The 13,180-nt window shown below is 59.4% G+C and carries 20 protein-coding genes and 1 tRNA gene; 20 read left to right on the forward strand and 1 reads right to left on the reverse strand.

Translation table 11 applies throughout. From position 1 onward, the window contains the following. Positions 1 to 125: 125 nt before the first annotated feature. The 20 genes from ACEN8I_RS05130 to ACEN8I_RS05225 all read left to right on the forward strand — a co-directional run bounded on the left by ACEN8I_RS05130 (position 126) and on the right by ACEN8I_RS05225 (position 11,126). Positions 126 to 1,712, forward strand: coding sequence for an FAD-dependent oxidoreductase (locus tag ACEN8I_RS05130; protein ID WP_413326979.1), 1,587 nt, complete (start codon positions 126 to 128; stop codon positions 1,710 to 1,712). Between the two features lie 341 nt (positions 1,713 to 2,053). Next, the gene (gene rplN / locus ACEN8I_RS05135; RefSeq protein ID WP_007869247.1) at positions 2,054 to 2,422 is read left to right on the forward strand and encodes a 50S ribosomal protein L14; all 369 of its coding nucleotides are present in this window, start codon (positions 2,054 to 2,056) and stop codon (positions 2,420 to 2,422) included. A gap of 9 nt (positions 2,423 to 2,431) precedes the next feature. Continuing rightward, entirely contained in the window at positions 2,432 to 2,752 is a 321-nt protein-coding gene (rplX, locus tag ACEN8I_RS05140; RefSeq protein WP_007869250.1) for a 50S ribosomal protein L24, read from the forward strand. Between the two features lies 1 nt (position 2,753). After that, entirely contained in the window at positions 2,754 to 3,329 is a 576-nt protein-coding gene (gene rplE, locus ACEN8I_RS05145; RefSeq protein ID WP_413326983.1) for a 50S ribosomal protein L5, read from the forward strand. 8 nt (positions 3,330 to 3,337) lie between these two features. Further along, positions 3,338 to 3,643, forward strand: a complete 306-nt coding sequence (rpsN, locus tag ACEN8I_RS05150) for a 30S ribosomal protein S14 (protein WP_092130237.1) — start codon at positions 3,338 to 3,340, stop codon at positions 3,641 to 3,643. Between the two features lie 18 nt (positions 3,644 to 3,661). Further along, complete coding sequence (gene rpsH, locus ACEN8I_RS05155) at positions 3,662 to 4,057, forward strand: 30S ribosomal protein S8 (protein WP_007869267.1); 396 nt, start codon at positions 3,662 to 3,664, stop codon at positions 4,055 to 4,057. A 24-nt stretch (positions 4,058 to 4,081) separates the two neighbouring features. Next, positions 4,082 to 4,615 carry a 50S ribosomal protein L6 gene (gene rplF, locus ACEN8I_RS05160; protein WP_413326987.1) on the forward strand — a complete coding sequence of 178 codons (534 nt, stop codon included), beginning with the start codon at positions 4,082 to 4,084 and terminating at the stop codon, positions 4,613 to 4,615. An 11-nt stretch (positions 4,616 to 4,626) separates the two neighbouring features. Continuing rightward, complete coding sequence (rplR, locus tag ACEN8I_RS05165; protein WP_007869273.1) at positions 4,627 to 4,992, forward strand: 50S ribosomal protein L18; 366 nt, start codon at positions 4,627 to 4,629, stop codon at positions 4,990 to 4,992. Positions 4,993 to 5,009: 17 nt separating this feature from the next. Beyond that, the gene (gene rpsE, locus ACEN8I_RS05170; protein ID WP_036838811.1) at positions 5,010 to 5,528 is read left to right on the forward strand and encodes a 30S ribosomal protein S5; all 519 of its coding nucleotides are present in this window, start codon (positions 5,010 to 5,012) and stop codon (positions 5,526 to 5,528) included. A gap of 12 nt (positions 5,529 to 5,540) precedes the next feature. Then, positions 5,541 to 5,723, forward strand: a complete 183-nt coding sequence (gene rpmD, locus ACEN8I_RS05175; RefSeq protein ID WP_007869277.1) for a 50S ribosomal protein L30 — start codon at positions 5,541 to 5,543, stop codon at positions 5,721 to 5,723. 13 nt (positions 5,724 to 5,736) lie between these two features. Continuing rightward, positions 5,737 to 6,168, forward strand: coding sequence for a 50S ribosomal protein L15 (rplO, locus tag ACEN8I_RS05180; RefSeq protein WP_413326992.1), 432 nt, complete (start codon positions 5,737 to 5,739; stop codon positions 6,166 to 6,168). A 20-nt stretch (positions 6,169 to 6,188) separates the two neighbouring features. Then, entirely contained in the window at positions 6,189 to 7,508 is a 1,320-nt protein-coding gene (gene secY / locus ACEN8I_RS05185) for a preprotein translocase subunit SecY (protein ID WP_413326995.1), read from the forward strand. An 18-nt stretch (positions 7,509 to 7,526) separates the two neighbouring features. After that, the gene (gene infA, locus ACEN8I_RS05190; RefSeq protein ID WP_007869286.1) at positions 7,527 to 7,745 is read left to right on the forward strand and encodes a translation initiation factor IF-1; all 219 of its coding nucleotides are present in this window, start codon (positions 7,527 to 7,529) and stop codon (positions 7,743 to 7,745) included. Between the two features lie 30 nt (positions 7,746 to 7,775). Continuing rightward, the gene (gene rpmJ, locus ACEN8I_RS05195) at positions 7,776 to 7,889 is read left to right on the forward strand and encodes a 50S ribosomal protein L36 (protein WP_028820150.1); all 114 of its coding nucleotides are present in this window, start codon (positions 7,776 to 7,778) and stop codon (positions 7,887 to 7,889) included. Positions 7,890 to 7,913: 24 nt separating this feature from the next. Then, positions 7,914 to 8,279, forward strand: a complete 366-nt coding sequence (gene rpsM, locus ACEN8I_RS05200) for a 30S ribosomal protein S13 (RefSeq protein ID WP_074579313.1) — start codon at positions 7,914 to 7,916, stop codon at positions 8,277 to 8,279. Positions 8,280 to 8,292: 13 nt separating this feature from the next. Then, a complete protein-coding gene (gene rpsK, locus ACEN8I_RS05205; protein ID WP_007869288.1) occupies positions 8,293 to 8,697 on the forward strand; it encodes a 30S ribosomal protein S11 in 405 nt (134 codons plus the stop codon). A 132-nt stretch (positions 8,698 to 8,829) separates the two neighbouring features. After that, on the forward strand, positions 8,830 to 9,453 hold the full coding sequence (gene rpsD / locus ACEN8I_RS05210; protein ID WP_007869291.1) for a 30S ribosomal protein S4: 624 nt from the start codon (positions 8,830 to 8,832) through the stop codon (positions 9,451 to 9,453). 94 nt (positions 9,454 to 9,547) lie between these two features. Continuing rightward, positions 9,548 to 10,537, forward strand: a complete 990-nt coding sequence (locus ACEN8I_RS05215; protein WP_007869294.1) for a DNA-directed RNA polymerase subunit alpha — start codon at positions 9,548 to 9,550, stop codon at positions 10,535 to 10,537. 92 nt (positions 10,538 to 10,629) lie between these two features. Beyond that, complete coding sequence (gene rplQ, locus ACEN8I_RS05220; protein WP_413327000.1) at positions 10,630 to 11,031, forward strand: 50S ribosomal protein L17; 402 nt, start codon at positions 10,630 to 10,632, stop codon at positions 11,029 to 11,031. Positions 11,032 to 11,049: 18 nt separating this feature from the next. After that, a tRNA-Met gene (locus ACEN8I_RS05225) sits at positions 11,050 to 11,126 on the forward strand. A 251-nt stretch (positions 11,127 to 11,377) separates the two neighbouring features. Here the strand turns inward: ACEN8I_RS05225 and ACEN8I_RS05230 are convergent. After that, on the reverse strand, positions 11,378 to 13,090 hold the full coding sequence (locus tag ACEN8I_RS05230; RefSeq protein WP_413327002.1) for a hypothetical protein: 1,713 nt from the start codon (positions 13,088 to 13,090) through the stop codon (positions 11,378 to 11,380). Positions 13,091 to 13,180 lie beyond the last annotated feature (90 nt).

Below are 13,180 nucleotides of genomic sequence, written 5' to 3' on the forward strand. Positions count from 1 at the left end.
TGCGGCGCTGTTGTACCGCACGGCCCGTTTTTCGCGGATGAGGGCGGCGCTTGCCGCCACGGCGCTGGGGTAAGCTCGTCGCCACTTTAAAAAAATGGGTTTGTATGGAACGGGAATCAAAGCCCATGTCGACTGAATTCGCACCTGCCGCCACGCGGCGCCAGGACTTGATGGACAGCCTGGCCGCGCCGCGCCACTACGACATCGCCATCATCGGCGGCGGCGCCACCGGCCTGGGCGTGGCGCTCGACGCCGCCGCGCGCGGGTTTTCCGTGGTGCTGGTGGAGTCGCATGACTTCGCCAAGGGCACCTCCTCGCGCGCCACCAAGCTGGTGCACGGCGGCGTGCGCTACCTCGCGCAGGGCAATATTTCACTGGTGCGCGAAGCCTTGCTGGAGCGCACCACCTTGCTGGCCAATGCACCGCACCTGGCGCAGCCGCTGCCTTTTGTCATGCCTTCCTACAAATTCTGGGAAGCGCCGTTCTACGGCATAGGGCTCAAGATGTATGACGCGCTGGCCGGCAAGGCCGGCCTGGGCGCGACCGAATTCCTCAATCGCCAGGAAACCCTGGCTTACCTCCCGACGGTGCAGCCGCGGGACCTCAAGGGCGGCGTCAAGTACTGGGATGGCCAGTTCGACGACGCGCGGCTGGCGCTGGCGCTGGCCCGCACGGCCGCAAGCCAGGGGGCGTTGCTGGTCAATTACTGTGCGGCCACCGGCCTGATCCATGAAGGCGGCAAGCTGGTCGGCCTGCATGCGCGCGACCAGGAAACCGGCCGCACGTTTGAGATCCGGGCCAGCTGCGTGGTGAACGCGGCCGGCGTCTGGGTGGACCAGCTGCGCCTGCAGGACGGCCAGGCCATAGGCCGCGACACCAAACCCATGGTGGCGCCCAGCCAGGGTGTCCATATCGTGGTGGACCGCTCGTTCTTGCCCACCGACCATGCCCTGCTGGTGCCCAAGACGGCCGACGGCCGGGTGTTGTTTGCCGTGCCCTGGCTGGGTAAAACCATTTTGGGCACCACAGACACGCCGCGCCACGATCTGGCCCGTGAGCCGCTGCCTTTCCGGGAAGAGGTCGATTTCATCCTGCGCGAATCGGCGCGTTACCTGAGCCGTGCCCCGGGTCCGGCGGACATCAAGAGCATCTGGGTGGGTCTGCGACCCCTGGTCAAGCCGCCGGACGACGATGCCGGCAGCACCCAGGCGTTGTCGCGCGAGCACACGGTGCTGGTCAGCAAAAGCGGCCTGGTCACGGTGACCGGCGGGAAATGGACCACCTACCGCGCCATGGCGGAAGACGTGCTGGACAAATGTTTCGGCGCGGCGCTGCTGCCCGCCCGGGCCGGCAGCACCACTGCGCATTTAAAGTTAGTTGGCGCTCACAACTCGGGTCATAAGATCAGCGAGGCCCCCGGCCCTCATCTATATGGCAGCGAGGCGGCTTCCCTGGACAGCCTGCCAGGCGCCGGCCGCGAACTGGGCGGCGGCCTGACGGAGGCCATGGTGCGCTTTGCCGCCCGCCACGAATATGCGCGCACGGTGGAAGACGTGCTGGCGCGGCGTTCGCGGCTGCTGTTCCTCGACGCCGCGCTGGCCCGGACCCTGGCGCCGGAAGTGGCGGTCCTGCTGCAGCAGGAAAACGGGGTGGATCCGCAGCTGGATGCATTTTTGGCGCTCTGCGGCCAATATCTGAGCCTGCCAGACTGAGTGTCGCCCTAAATCGCTCCGCTTTTTATAGCGAGCTTTTCTTTCTGGTATTGGTCTCGGGTCAATTTTTTACTTGAAGTTCGCCTACTTGGGCGTGCCCGTTCCGGGCGCTTTCCGGGCCGCAGGGTTCGCTTGGCAAAGCGCTGTTGGGATATTTTCACACCAGCCGGTTGACACTGCCAGGTGATTCAGTGATAATCGTGGGCTTCGCTCTAAAAAGGCGAGGAATTCTGCCTAACGGAAGCATTGCAAGTGGTTTGCGGTGTGGACGACAGGCCCAAGACTGATTGGCTGGCGATCCCAAGGGGTTGCCTTCCGGTGCAAGTTGGGAACACATTTAAATGATTCAAACGCAATCCAAGCTCGATGTTGCTGACAACACGGGTGCCAAGTCCGTGATGTGCATCAAGGTTCTGGGCGGCTCCAAGCGCCGGTACGCCAGCGTTGGTGACGTCATCAAGGTGAGCATCAAAGAAGCCGCTCCGCGTGGCCGCGTCAAAAAAGGCGAGGTTTATAGCGCTGTGGTCGTTCGCACCGCCAAGGGCATCCGCCGCGGTGACGGCTCCCTCGTCAAATTCGATGGCAACGCAGCCGTGTTGCTTAACGCCAAGCTGGAGCCTATCGGCACCCGCATCTTCGGACCAGTGACGCGCGAACTGCGCACTGAAAAGTTCATGAAGATCGTGTCCCTGGCTCCTGAAGTTCTGTAAGGACGCGCCATGAACAAGATTCGTAAGGGCGACGAGATCATCGTGATCGCCGGTCGCGACAAAGGCAAGCGCGGCAAGATTTCGCTGCGCAAAGACGACAGCCATGTCGTGGTTGAGGGCATTAACCTGGTGAAAAAACACACCAAGCCCAACCCTCTCAAGGGCACCACCGGCGGCATCGTCGAAAAAAGCATGCCGATTCACCAGTCGAACGTGGCAATCTTCAATGCCGCAACCGGCAAGGCGGATCGCGTTGGCATCAAGCTTCTGGCTGACGGCAAGAAAGTGCGCGTCTTCAAGTCCAGCGGCGAAGAAATCAAGGTTGCATAACATGGCAAAGACCGCACCCGCAGCACAAGCTGCTTTGCAGGCCCGCCTGCAAACCCAGTACCGCGAAAAAATCGCCCCCAGCCTGGTTGAAAAATTCGGCTACACCTCGCCCATGCAGGTTCCCCGCATCACCAAGATCACGCTCAACATGGGCGTGAGCGAGGCTGTCGCCGACAAGAAGGTCATGGACAACGCCGTCGGCGACATGACCAAGATCGCCGGCCAGAAGCCCGTCGTGACCAAGGCCAAGAAGGCTATCGCCGGTTTCAAGATCCGCGAAGACCTGCCCATCGGCTGCATGGTGACCCTGCGCGGCGTGAAGATGTATGAGTTCCTCGATCGTTTTGTCACCGTGGCCCTGCCCCGCGTGCGCGACTTCCGCGGTATTTCCGGCCGGGCCTTCGACGGCCGCGGAAACTACAACATCGGCGTGAAAGAGCAGATCATTTTCCCTGAGATCGAGTACGACAAGGTTGACGCCCTGCGCGGTCTCAATATCAGCATCACCACCACGGCAAAGACCGATGAAGAGTGCAAGGCGCTCCTCACCGCTTTCCGTTTTCCGTTCAAGAACTGAGGCGGGACATGGCAAAACAAGCTTTACTGCAACGTGAACTGAAGCGCGAAAAACTCGCCGCCAAGTTCGCCAAAAAATACGCTGAACTCAAGGCGACGTCCAACGACGCCAAGCGCTCCGATGAAGAACGCGCCCTGGCTCGCCTTGAGCTGCAAAAGTTGCCCCGCAACGCCAACCCGACTCGCCAGCGCAACCGCTGCGAGATCACGGGTCGCCCGCGCGGTACGTTCCGTCAATTCGGCCTGGCTCGCGCCAAGATTCGCGAGTTGGCTTTTGCTGGTGATATCCCTGGTATCACCAAGGCAAGCTGGTAAGCATAGGAGAACCACAAAATGAGCATGAGTGATCCTATCGCCGACATGTTGACCCGCATCCGCAATGCACAAATGGTTGAAAAAGCCGTCGTGCTGGTGCCGTCGTCGAAAGTCAAAGTTGCCATCGCGCAGGTACTGAAGGATGAGGGCTACATCGATGGCTTCTCCGTCAAGACCGATGAAGGCAAGTCCCAGCTGGAAATCGCCCTGAAGTATTACGCAGGCCGCCCCGTGATTGAGCGCATCGAGCGCGTCAGCCGCCCCGGTCTCCGCGTCTACAAAGGCCATGGCGCCATCCCCCAGGTCATGAACGGCCTTGGCGTGGCAATTGTCACGACCCCGAAAGGCGTCATGACCGATCGTAAAGCCCGCGCTACCGGTATCGGTGGTGAAGTGCTTTGCTACGTGGCCTAACGGCGGCATTGAGGAGAAACTGAAATGTCTCGTGTAGGAAAAATGCCGGTCTCCGTCCCACAGGGCGTAGACGTGGCCATGAAAAACGACCAGATCAACGTCAAGGGCGCCCTCGGCACTCTGGCGCTGACCCAGAACGCGCTTGTCACCATCAAGAACGATGCCGGCAAGCTGACCTTTGAGCCGGCCAACGATTCGCGTGAAGCCAATGCCATGAGCGGCACGATGCGCCAGCTCGTGAACAACATGGTGACCGGCGTGACCAAGGGCTTCGAGAAGAAGCTCAGCCTGATCGGCGTGGGTTACAAGGCCCAGGCCCAAGGCGCCAAGCTGAACCTGACGGTGGGTTACTCCCACCCGGTGGTGATGGACATGCCGGCCGGTATCAAGGTCGAAACGCCCACCCCGACCGAAGTCGTGATCAAGGGTTCCGACCGCCAGCGTGTGGGACAGATCGCCGCCGAAGTGCGCGCCGTCCGTCCTCCCGAGCCTTACAAGGGCAAGGGCATCCGTTATGCGGATGAGAAAATCACGATCAAAGAAACCAAGAAGAAATAAGGAGCTGCATCATGTTGACCAAAAAAGAGCAGCGCCTTCGTCGTTCACGTCAGACCCGCATCCGCATTGCCACGCAAGGTGTTGCCCGTCTGACCGTCAACCGTACCAATCTGCACATCTACGCCAGCGTTATCTCTGGCGACGGCACCAAGGTTCTGGCTGCCGCTTCCACCGCGGAAGTGGAAGTGCGCAAGGAGATCGGCGCCTCGGGTAAAGGCGGAAACGTTGCTGCTGCGCAAGCCATTGGCAAGCGCATTGCCGAGAAGGCAAAAGCAGCAGGTGTGGAAAAAGTGGCGTTTGATCGCGCCGGTTTTGCGTACCACGGCCGCGTCAAAGCGCTGGCTGATGCGGCTCGCGAAGCTGGTTTGCAGTTCTAAGCAGACTGGAATTAAGTATGGCTAAGTTTCAAGCAAAATCGAACAACGACGCTCCAGACGATGGTCTGAAGGAAAAAATGATCGCGGTCAACCGCGTGACCAAAGTCGTGAAGGGCGGCCGTATCCTCGGTTTCGCCGCGCTCACGGTGGTTGGTGACGGTGACGGCCGCGTCGGCATGGGCAAGGGCAAGTCGAAAGAAGTGCCTGCAGCCGTGCAAAAGGCCATGGAAGAAGCGCGCCGCAACATGACCAAGGTCTCGTTGAAGAACGGTACCCTTCATCACAATGTGTTCGGCCACCACGGTGCGGCCAGCGTCATGATGGCGCCGGCTCCCAAGGGTACCGGCATCATTGCCGGCGGACCAATGCGCGCTGTTTTCGAAGTCATGGGCATTACCGACATCGTGGCCAAGAGCCATGGTTCGAGCAATCCCTACAACATGGTGCGCGCCACCATGGATGCACTGAACAACTCCACGACCGCTTCGGAAATCGCGGCCAAGCGTGGCAAGTCTGTCGAAGAAATCTTCGGTTAAGGCGGCATTGAAATGACCAAAGAAACCAAACTTAAAGTCCAGCTGGTTCGCAGCCCGATTGGCACCAAGGAATCGCATCGCGCCACCGTGCGTGGTCTGGGCCTGCGTGGCGTCAACAGCGTCAGCGAACTGCAGGACACGCCCGCAGTGCGCGGCATGATCAACAAGATCAGCTATCTGGTCAAGATTGTCTGAGCGGAGACTCATCATGGAATTGAACGGAATCAAGCCTGGTCAAGGCGCCAAACATGCCAAGCGCCGTGTCGGCCGCGGCATCGGCTCCGGCCTGGGCAAAACCTCGGGTCGCGGCCACAAGGGCCAGAAGTCCCGCGCGGGCGGTTACCACAAGGTGGGCTTCGAGGGCGGTCAAATGCCCATGCAGCGCCGCTTGCCCAAGCGCGGCTTCAAGTCGCACCTGCTGAAGTTCAACGCCGAGGTCACCCTCGGCGCGCTGGAGCAGCTCGGCCTGGCCGAAGTGGATCTGCTGGCACTGAAGACTGCCGGCCTGGTGGGCCAGCTCGCCAAGAACGTCAAGGTCGTCAAGACGGGCGAACTGACCAAGGCTGTGAAGCTGAACGGCATTTCCGCCACGGCGGCTGCCAAGGCCGTGATTGAAGCCGCCGGCGGCTCCATCGCTTAAATACCTGACTGGATAAATCAGTGGCAACCAACTCGGCTCAAATTGCGAAAACCGGCAAGTACGGTGACCTGCGCAACAGGCTTGTGTTTTTGCTGCTGGCCCTGGTGGTGTACCGCATTGGCGCGCACATCCCGGTGCCGGGGATCGACCCTGGCCAGCTGAAAGAGCTTTTCAAGGGCCAGCAAGGCGGCATATTGAATCTGTTCAATATGTTCTCGGGTGGTGCCCTCTCGCGATTCACCGTGTTTGCCCTGGGCATCATGCCCTACATCTCGGCCTCGATCATCATGCAACTGATGACTTACGTCGTTCCGACGTTCGAGCAGATGAAAAAAGAGGGTGAAAGCGGCCGCCGCAAGATTACCCAGTACACGCGCTACGGCACGTTGGCCCTGGCTTTGTTTCAGTCCATGGGTATTGCCGTGGCACTGGAAAGCTCGCCGGGCCTGGTCCTGGTGCCTGGTTTCGGTTTCCGCATGACGGCGGTTTTCAGCCTGACGGCCGGCACCATGTTCCTGATGTGGCTGGGTGAGCAGATTACCGAGCGCGGTCTGGGCAACGGCATCTCGATCCTGATTTTCGCGGGTATCGCAGCCGGCCTGCCGAACGCGATGGGTGGTTTGCTGGAGTTGGTGCGTACCGGTGCCATGAGCATTGTGGTGGCCATCGTGATCGTCGCGGTTGTCGTCCTGGTGACCTACTTTGTGGTGTTCGTGGAACGCGGGCAGCGCAAGATTCTTGTGAATTACGCGCGGCGCCAGGTGGGCAACAAGGTCTACGGCGGCCAGTCGTCGCACTTGCCACTGAAGCTGAACATGGCGGGCGTGATCCCTCCGATCTTCGCCTCGTCGATCATCCTGCTGCCGGCAACCGTGGTGGGCTGGTTCAGCGCCGGTGAGAGCATGCGCTGGTTGAAAGACATCGCCAGCACGCTGACACCCGGCCAGCCGATCTACGTGATGCTGTATGCCAGCGCGATTGTGTTCTTCTGCTTCTTCTACACGGCCCTGGTGTTCAACAGCCGTGAAACGGCGGATAACCTGAAAAAGAGCGGCGCCTTCATTCCGGGCATCCGGCCTGGTGACCAGACGGCTCGCTACATTGACAAAATCCTGGTGCGTTTGACGCTGGCAGGTGCGGTGTACATCACATTCGTGTGTCTGCTGCCGGAATTTCTGATTTTGAAATACAACGTGCCTTTCTATTTCGGCGGCACGTCGTTGATGATTATTGTCGTGGTGACCATGGATTTCATGGCCCAGGTGCAGAACTACATGATGTCGCAACAGTATGAGTCGTTGCTTAAAAAGGCGAACTTCAAGACGTCACTGGGCGGTTAACTGGGTATTTGATGGGATATGTCTAAAGACGATGTGATCCAGATGCAAGGCGAGGTTGTGGAAAACCTCCCCAATGCGACTTTCAGGGTGAAGCTTGAAAATGGACATGTTGTACTGGGGCATATCTCGGGAAAAATGCGTATGCACTACATTCGCATCCTTCCCGGCGACAAAGTGACGGTTGAATTGACGCCTTACGATTTATCGCGGGCACGCATTGTTTTCCGTGCCAAGTAGGCACAGAGTGAAAGTTTAGGAGTAATAGAAATGAGAGTTTCAGCTTCGGTCAAGAAGATTTGCCGCAACTGCAAGGTTATCCGGCGCAAGGGCGTTGTCCGTGTGATCTGCACGGACCCGCGCCACAAACAGCGTCAAGGCTGATTTCAAGAGTTTTAGAGGACGAACATGGCTCGTATCGCTGGTATCAATATTCCGCCGCAGCAGCACGCCGAAATCGGCTTGACTGCTATCTTTGGCATCGGTCGCACGCGCGCTCGCAAGATTTGCGAAGCATGCGACATCGCCTACGCCAAGAAGGTCAAAGACCTGACCGACGGCGACCTGGAAAAAATCCGTGAGCAGATCGCCCTGTTCACCATCGAAGGTGACTTGCGTCGTGAAACCACGATGAACATCAAGCGCCTGATGGACATCGGCTGCTACCGCGGCTTCCGCCACCGTCGTGGCCTGCCCATGCGCGGCCAGCGCACCCGGACCAACGCCCGCACCCGCAAGGGCCCGCGCAAGGCCGCTGCAGCTTTGAAGAAATAATTGAGAGGTCGTCATGGCAAAATCACCAAGCAATAACGCCGCACAGCGCGTTCGCAAGAAAGTTCGCAAGAACGTGGCCGATGGCATCGCCCACGTGCACGCTTCTTTCAACAACACGATCATCACCATTACGGATCGCCAGGGCAATGCCTTGTCCTGGGCTTCCTCCGGTGGCCAGGGCTTCAAGGGCTCACGCAAATCCACGCCTTTCGCAGCGCAGGTCGCTTCGGAAGTCGCTGGCCGCGCCGCCATTGAGCAGGGCATCAAGAACCTTGACGTTGAAATCAAGGGTCCTGGTCCCGGCCGTGAATCGTCTGTTCGCGCATTGGGCGCACTGGGCATCCGGATCAATTCCATTGCCGACGTGACCCCGGTTCCGCACAACGGCTGCCGCCCGCAAAAGCGCCGCCGCATTTAATCCTCCGTGCCTGGCTGTCCGGCGGGCGTTTTAGCCCGTCAGATACCAGGCATTTTTACCAAGCCCACCGCCGGCAGGTCACGACCTCCGGCTCCTGCATGTAAATGCAGCAGATGAAAAAAGGACACTCAAGTGGCACGTTACCTCGGCCCCAAGGCCAAACTATCCCGCCGTGAAGGCACCGACCTGTTCCTGAAGAGCGCCCGCCGCGCCATCAGCGACAAGGCCAAATTCGACTCCAAGCCGGGCCAGCACGGCCGTACCTCCGGTACCCGTACCTCCGACTTCGGCCTGCAACTGCGCGAAAAGCAAAAAGTCAAGCGCATGTACGGCGTGCTCGAGAAGCAGTTCCGCCGCTACTTCGAGGAAGCCGATCGCCGCAAGGGCAACACCGGCGCCAACCTGTTGTTCATCCTGGAATGCCGCCTGGACAACGTGGTGTACCGCATGGGCTTCGGCTCGACCCGCGCTGAAGCGCGCCAGCTGGTGTCGCACAAGGCCATCACGGTCAACGGCGGCACGGTCAACATTCCTTCGTACATGGTCAAGACCGGCGACGTCATCGCCGTGCGCGAGAAGTCGAAGAAGCAGACCCGCATCACCGAAGCTCTCGAGCTCGCAAAACAGGTCGGTCTGCCCGCCTGGGTTGATGTGAACGCCGACAAGGGCGAAGGCACCTTCAAGAAGGTTCCTGACCGCGATGAGTTCGCCGCCGACATCAACGAGTCGTTGATCGTCGAGTTGTACTCACGCTAATTTTCGTTCCTGCGGCACGGGGCACCGTGCCGCCAGGGTGTGCTTCGCCGGCCTTATCGGTGTAACGAACCGAGGGTATTGAGAGGAAGACTGCATGCAGACCAATTTGTTGAAACCAAAAACCATCAATGTCGAGCAACTTGGCGCCAACCGCGCCAAGGTGACTCTGGAGCCCTTCGAGCGCGGCTACGGCCACACGCTGGGCAACGCACTGCGCCGCGTACTGTTGTCGTCCATGGTCGGCCACGCCGCCACCGAAGTCACCATCGCGGGTGTCCTGCACGAGTACTCGTCCATCGACGGTGTGCAGGAAGACGTCGTCAACATCCTGTTGAATCTCAAGGGTGTGGTTTTCAAGCTCCACAACCGCGACGAAGTCACGCTGAGCCTGCGCAAGGACGGCGAAGGCCCCGTTACCGCCGCCGACATCCAGACGCCGCACGACGTCGAAATCATCAACCCTGAGCACGTCATCGTGAACCTGTCGCACGGCGGCAAGATCGATATGCAGATCAAGGTTGAAAACGGCCGCGGCTATGTGCCCGGCAACCAGCGCCGCTACGGCGACGAGTCGCCGAAATCCATCGGCCGCATCGTGCTGGACGCCTCGTTCTCGCCCGTCAAGCGCGTCAGCTACACCGTTGAAAGCGCCCGCGTCGAGCAGCGCACCGACCTCGACAAGCTCGTGCTGGAAATCGAAACCAACGGCGCCGTGACCGCGGAAGACGCTGTCCGTGCCTCGGCCAAGATCCTGGTTGAGCAGCTCGCGGTGTTCGCGCAGCTCGAAGGCAATGAACTGGCAGCGTTCGACGCACCCGTTCAGCGCAGCTCGCAGCAGTTCGACCCCATCCTGCTGCGCCCCGTCGACGAGCTCGAACTCACCGTGCGTTCGGCCAACTGCCTCAAGGCCGAAAACATTTACTACATTGGCGACCTGATCCAGCGCACTGAAAACGAGCTGCTCAAGACCCCCAATCTGGGACGTAAATCCCTCAATGAAATCAAGGAAGTGCTGGCCTCCCGCGGCCTCACGCTCGGAATGCGCCTGGAAAGCTGGCCCCCCGCCGGCCTCGACAAGCGTTAATTAGTTGTTGAACCCACAAGACCCGCCTCAAAGGGGTCTCGCACGGGCAGTACCTGATACGGCTGCCCGGATTTTAAAAAAGGAAATTGATCATGCGCCACGGACACGGACTACGTAAACTCAACCGCACCAGCGAGCACCGCCTCGCCATGCTGCGCAACATGATGAACTCGCTGCTGCAGCACGAAGTCATCAAGACCACCCTGCCCAAGGCCAAGGAATTGCGCCGTGTGGTGGAGCCCATGATCACCCTGGGCAAGGAACCCACACTGGCCAACAAGCGCCTGGCGTTTGACCGCCTGCGCGACCGCGATATGGTCGTCAAGCTGTTTGCTGAAATCGGCCCCCGCTACAAGGCTCGTCCCGGCGGCTACACCCGCATCCTGAAGATGGGTTTCCGCGTTGGCGACAATGCACCCATGGCCCTGGTTGAACTGGTGGATCGCCCCGAAGCGTCGGAAGACACTACCGCTGACGCGGCCAAGGCAGAGTAAGCTACAATATACAAATACCGCGCGGTGGAGCAGCCTGGTAGCTCGTTGGGCTCATAACCCAAAGGTCGTAAGTTCAAATCTTGCCCGCGCAACCAACACCCTAGCTAACCAAGCTAGTAGCAAACGCCCACTTTATGTGGGCGTTTTGCTTTGTGACGAGGTCTGTGACGAGAGCTGTGTCGTCACGGAATATCGCAATAGACGTTGTGACCTTTGGGTTTACCTGCGTGACCCTCTGGAGCGGGCTCTTTTCTTCCCCGACATACTGCGTCTGATAGCCAACTCGTTTGAGTCGATAGGCGTAGCGCCTATGTTTCAGCTACGCCGCGTTGATGCTCTCAATGCGTCACCTAAGCCGCTGGGCGCCCAATATCATTGGGATGTCCTTCAACGACGCACTCAACCGGCCCGCCAGAGAGTCGATGTGCTGGCGGGGCGTTCCGTACTCCTTCAATAGGTCTTGGCGGAGCTGCGCCGCTCCCGCGCCACCAGCATGGGCCGCCAGTCTCGTGCGGAAGAACTGAAGCTCACCAAATGGCTTTACGAGCGTTTCGGCCTGGTCTTCATCGGTCCCCTTTGCAATCAGCGCCTCGCGCAGCCACTTAATGGAGCCCATGGTAGGGTCGCCCTTGGCGCCGGCGGCGACTGCGATTTTCTTCAGTTCATCTTTGACGAGGCTTTCAGTCACGGCTTTGACCATGTCGATCAGCGTGTCGTCCCAGATCTTGTTGGAGGCAGTGAGCGGATAGTGGAGCTGCTCGATGAGCGATGGCTGCTTCAGCTGGAACCAGGGATGGTTGCTGCGTGCGAGCTCGTTGAGCGTCGATTTCAGGGCGTCGAGATTGTCGGGCTCCACGTCCCAGCTGCCTTCGAAATCCGTCTTAAACGACCGCTCAGAAATACCACCCTTGGGCGGTTCGTTGAAAGCTTTCCAGTAGCGCTGTTCAGCGATAGGCAGATAGCCAAGATATCGGATGTATGTGTGTACCTGGCCAGCGGCGTTGACGTCATAACTCTGGAGGGACCACGCATGCCGACAGGTGATCGACCGGTGGCTCAGCTGATACTTGTCGGGATCAGCTTTGTAGCGATCCAGCACGTCTGGCCGGAAAAACACCGGTGATGTCTGGAAAGGCAGCGGCGAATCCTTCTGGAAATAAGAAGCTTGGGCGTCAGGCGAGCTGCTGCATTCGACGACTTTCTCGTTCTTCCAGTCGAGAATGGTGAAGGTTTCGTACTCCTTGGGGGTATCGTCAGCCGACGCTTCGGCCATCCCGCGTTCTTGCGCTGTCTGGTCGGGGCCAAGTAGATAAACACCCCTCGCGTAGCCTCCGGCCCCGCTCATCCCGCTGCGATAGATGAGTCCGGACTCAAAATTGCCAACCTCTTCCCCTGCCGGATGCTCCGATGTTGGCAACCCTGAGGGTATCGGAATGGCGTCGAACATTTGGACCAAGGACGTGCCACTGGCAGACATGTGCCGTTGCAGAAGGTCATGGTCTACCCAGACTAACTGTGCCGCCGCACCGTGATCGCCATTTCCGGCGTGCTCGACACCTGCCATCGCGACAACCTCACCGTTCTCGTCGAACCTGCACCAAGCCTGTTTCTCTTCAAGCCAATGTAAGCCGTGCGCTAGGGTCAAATCTTGGGAGAGCTCGAAGTAGGTTCGTCCGCCCAGTCGGGCATCAAATGTCCGCGCAAAAACAAGCTGGATGGCTCCAATCAATGGGGCGGGTTGTCGCTCACGCCAGGGATAGAACATTTCGACCTGGGCCGACTGGTTGCCTCCCGTCACCAAAGAGCAGCTAGGAGAGTCATACGGATTGCCTTGCCAGTCGGCAATGCCGCGGAGGCCCCCGGCGAGCTTCGACGTCTTGACCAGCACTGAGTGCACCAAGACCGAAGCCATCCCGTGCGTGGCTGAGGCGTAGAGGGCGACTTTCCCATCGCGCCGCTGCGTCTGAAGCCATGAGATCAGATCATTTTGGGCAGCCGGGTTGGTGCTCTCTTGCTGTTCAGGACCGCGTATCAGGCGCAGTAAGTCATTAGCGTTCATATGGTGCCCATTTAATTATGCTGTTGACGTGGTCGACGTGTGATCTGATGGCACTATTGTGCTGACAAAGCGACCGAAAGGGGACCTTAT

It is taken from the genome of Polaromonas sp. CT11-55 (assembly GCF_047303325.1).
Taxonomy (GTDB): Bacteria; Pseudomonadota; Gammaproteobacteria; order Burkholderiales; family Burkholderiaceae_C; genus Polaromonas.

What these genes read in the sequence shown, in the direction of transcription:
- rplX (WP_007869250.1), top strand. Translation starts at nt 2,432, where the DNA reads ATGAACAAGATTCGTAAGGGCGACGAGATCATCGTGATCGCCGGTCGC.
- rpsE (WP_036838811.1), top strand. Translation starts at nt 5,010, where the DNA reads ATGGCTAAGTTTCAAGCAAAATCGAACAACGACGCTCCAGACGATGGT.
- ACEN8I_RS05215 (WP_007869294.1), top strand. Translation starts at nt 9,548, where the DNA reads ATGCAGACCAATTTGTTGAAACCAAAAACCATCAATGTCGAGCAACTT.
- rpsH (WP_007869267.1), top strand. Translation starts at nt 3,662, where the DNA reads ATGAGCATGAGTGATCCTATCGCCGACATGTTGACCCGCATCCGCAAT.
- rplE (WP_413326983.1), top strand. Translation starts at nt 2,754, where the DNA reads ATGGCAAAGACCGCACCCGCAGCACAAGCTGCTTTGCAGGCCCGCCTG.
- ACEN8I_RS05130 (WP_413326979.1), top strand. Translation starts at nt 126, where the DNA reads ATGTCGACTGAATTCGCACCTGCCGCCACGCGGCGCCAGGACTTGATG.
- rpsM (WP_074579313.1), top strand. Translation starts at nt 7,914, where the DNA reads ATGGCTCGTATCGCTGGTATCAATATTCCGCCGCAGCAGCACGCCGAA.
- rplF (WP_413326987.1), top strand. Translation starts at nt 4,082, where the DNA reads ATGTCTCGTGTAGGAAAAATGCCGGTCTCCGTCCCACAGGGCGTAGAC.
- rplQ (WP_413327000.1), top strand. Translation starts at nt 10,630, where the DNA reads ATGCGCCACGGACACGGACTACGTAAACTCAACCGCACCAGCGAGCAC.
- rpsN (WP_092130237.1), top strand. Translation starts at nt 3,338, where the DNA reads ATGGCAAAACAAGCTTTACTGCAACGTGAACTGAAGCGCGAAAAACTC.
- rpsK (WP_007869288.1), top strand. Translation starts at nt 8,293, where the DNA reads ATGGCAAAATCACCAAGCAATAACGCCGCACAGCGCGTTCGCAAGAAA.
- rplO (WP_413326992.1), top strand. Translation starts at nt 5,737, where the DNA reads ATGGAATTGAACGGAATCAAGCCTGGTCAAGGCGCCAAACATGCCAAG.
- rpmJ (WP_028820150.1), top strand. Translation starts at nt 7,776, where the DNA reads ATGAGAGTTTCAGCTTCGGTCAAGAAGATTTGCCGCAACTGCAAGGTT.
- rpmD (WP_007869277.1), top strand. Translation starts at nt 5,541, where the DNA reads ATGACCAAAGAAACCAAACTTAAAGTCCAGCTGGTTCGCAGCCCGATT.
- infA (WP_007869286.1), top strand. Translation starts at nt 7,527, where the DNA reads ATGTCTAAAGACGATGTGATCCAGATGCAAGGCGAGGTTGTGGAAAAC.
- rplR (WP_007869273.1), top strand. Translation starts at nt 4,627, where the DNA reads ATGTTGACCAAAAAAGAGCAGCGCCTTCGTCGTTCACGTCAGACCCGC.
- ACEN8I_RS05230 (WP_413327002.1), bottom strand. Translation starts at nt 13,090, where the DNA reads ATGAACGCTAATGACTTACTGCGCCTGATACGCGGTCCTGAACAGCAA.
- rplN (WP_007869247.1), top strand. Translation starts at nt 2,054, where the DNA reads ATGATTCAAACGCAATCCAAGCTCGATGTTGCTGACAACACGGGTGCC.